The sequence below is a fragment of the Paraburkholderia sp. RL17-383-BIF-A genome (assembly GCF_046028015.1).
Classification (GTDB): domain Bacteria; phylum Pseudomonadota; class Gammaproteobacteria; order Burkholderiales; family Burkholderiaceae; genus Paraburkholderia.
In genome coordinates, this window is record NZ_JARESR010000077.1 from 1 (window position 1) to 1,203 (window position 1,203).

At 59.7% G+C, this 1,203-nt stretch carries 1 pseudogene; it reads right to left on the minus strand.

Annotated features, from left to right (window positions below):
• Positions 1-1,203, minus strand: a pseudogene (locus tag P0D71_RS35985) (adhesin); the annotation flags it as partial.

The window sequence follows — 1,203 nt, forward strand, 5'->3', positions numbered from 1 at the left end:
TGCGACGAGTTCGCGTGGAAGTACTTGATGCCACTGCCACCGCTGGTGATGTTGTTCACCGTGTTGCTGATGTTGGTGACGTCGTTACTCAGATTGTTGACTGTGTTGCCGACGTTCGACACATTCTGGTTCGTCGCATACAACTGCGAGCCGTTCACCGCATCCACGCTCGTTGCGCTCACATCACCTGCCGACACACCCGTCAGATTGCGCGTTCCCGCCGTACCCGAGAAGTCCACCGCCGTGCCGTCGCTATTCTTCGCCACCGTGATGTTGCGTGAAGTTGCATCCTGCTGCACGAGACCGACTTCACCGTTGTTGATGTTGTTGGTCAGGTTCGTGATGTCAGTCGTGTTCTGCGTCACGCGACCGTCGATGTTTTCGACCAAGTCGCCCACGTTGTTGAAAGTCTTGCCGCCATTCAATACATATGACGGGTTGGTGATCGCACCAGTCGTCGTGTTATAGGTCGAACCGCCGCCGAGAGCAGCCGCCGTGCTTGAGCCCGCGGCCTTGACCTTTGCGTCTTCCGATTGAAGCTGGCTCACGTTCACTGCGTCCGTTGCGGCTGAACCGGCTGCCACATTCGTGATGCGACGTTCCTTGCCAGCGGCGCCGACCGAGACTTCTCCATTGGCTGCCGATGCCGTGCCCGACAGTGTTGCCGTGCCCGGGTTGTAACCCGTAGCCGACAGGTTTGCCGTCGTCGTCGAGTTTGAACCCAGCGCGACCGAGTTTGCCGCCGTCGCCGATGCGTTACCGCCGATCGCCACCGCATCCGTACCCGTTGCCGACGAGTCCGCCAGCGACGAGTTTGCATGGAAGTACTTAATGCCGCTGCCACCATTGGTGATGTTGTTCACCGTGCTGCTGATGTTCGTGACGTTGCCCGCGATGCTGCTGACGTTGTTGCTCAGGTTGTTCACGTTGTTATTAACGGTGTTCACCTTCGCGTCTTCCGACATCAACTGGCTGACGTTCACCGCGTCCGTTGCGGCCGAACCGGCTGCAACGTTCGTCACGCGACGTTCCTTGCCTGCTGCGCCGACCGAGACTTCACCATTGGCTGCCGATGCCGTGCCCGACAGCGCTGCCGTGCCGGGGTTGTAACCCGTGGCCGACAGGTTAGCCGTCGTCGTCGAGTTCGAACCCAGTGCAACCGAGTTTGCCGCCGTCGCCGATGCATTGCCACCAATGGCGACT